The following is an 852-nucleotide window of genomic DNA, read 5'->3' as shown; positions in this document are numbered from 1 at the left end:
TGCTGAATTCGCCAGCTTTTTCTTCAATCTTGCTGTGTTGGATAAACTCTGTCAGAGTTGAATAAGGCTTGCCACCTAGAGTAATCAAACGTTCGCTGACTTCATCCAAGGTTTCATCAATTGTATCCATGTATTCGTCCATTTTTGGATGCCATACCATGAAGCCTGCACCACGCATATACCAGTGAACTTGGTGAAGAGCGATACGAGCTGTATAAAGATCTGAAACCACTTGGTTAAGAACTGCTTTTGTTTTTGGTAAAGAATTTTGGTTAGTGAAAGTTGCTACATCTGCTGCAGCGCCATGTTTTACTTGAGTCATAATGATACCTCTCTTTTTATTTGTAATCATTCTAATCTTTATCGATTATGTTTTAATTATAATGCTTCTAATTAAGAAAGTCAAGCCTTAAAACTCAAATTTTTACTTTATTAGAAAAGTTGTAAAATTTTAGATTTTTCTACTCAAAATCACGAATAAACAAGTATGATTCATCTATACTTTTTTCTAGTCGGAACGGTTCTGGCCTCCTTTCTAGGCTTAGTTATTGACCGCTTCCCTCACCAGTCCATCATCTCACCAAGCAGCCACTGTGACAACTGCAAGCAGATACTCAGAGCACGGGATTTGATCCCTATCCTGTCTCAGTTGCTTAATGGCTTCCGCTGCCGTTTCTGCAAGATCCAGCTGCCTGTCTGGTATGCTGCTTTTGAGTTAGTGCTGGGCTTGATTTTTCTAAGCTGGAGTTTAGGCTATCTTTCGCTAGCCCAGCTCTTACTGCTAACGATGGGCTTGACCCTAGCTATCTACGATCAGCGTGAGCAAGAATACCCTCTCCTAATCTGGCTAAT

General features: G+C 40.3%; 2 protein-coding genes. One reads left to right on the top strand and one right to left on the bottom strand.

The genetic code is table 11. From position 1 onward, the window contains the following. On the bottom strand, positions 1-322 hold a 322-nt coding region (locus tag O3644_RS10020; protein WP_371595638.1), incomplete at its 3' end, for a ferritin-like domain-containing protein. A 165-nt stretch (positions 323-487) separates the two neighbouring features. Between O3644_RS10020 and O3644_RS10015 the strand changes: the two genes are divergently transcribed. Next, on the top strand, positions 488-852 hold a 365-nt coding region (locus O3644_RS10015; protein WP_371595637.1), incomplete at its 3' end, for a prepilin peptidase.

Source organism: Streptococcus sp. 27098_8_113 (assembly GCF_041432545.1).
Taxonomy (GTDB): Bacteria; Bacillota; Bacilli; order Lactobacillales; family Streptococcaceae; genus Streptococcus.
This window is presented reverse-complemented; position numbering and strand designations above follow the sequence as displayed.